Raw genomic sequence first — 274 nt, forward strand, 5'->3', positions numbered from 1 at the left:
GTGACAGAAGGAATTCATCTGCATCATACAGGTGGTCACAGCAATGGTCACAGCATCTTAACGCTCACAAGTCAGGGCGAAACAGCGATTCATTTAGCTGATATCATGCCAACACACGCTCATAAAAATCCACTTTGGGTGCTGGCATATGACGATTTTCCGATGACTTCGATTCCCGCCAAACAAAAGTGGCAAGCATTCGCAGAAGAACAAAATGCATGGTACTTGTTTTATCATGATGCCATTTACCGCGCTGTGAAGTGGGATGAAGACG

1 pseudogene is annotated in these 274 nt (G+C 45.3%); it reads left to right on the forward strand.

The window, feature by feature from the left end:
* Positions 1 to 274, forward strand: a pseudogene (locus tag SB775_RS29335) (MBL fold metallo-hydrolase); the annotation flags it as partial.

This window comes from Peribacillus sp. SIMBA_075 (assembly GCF_046534585.1).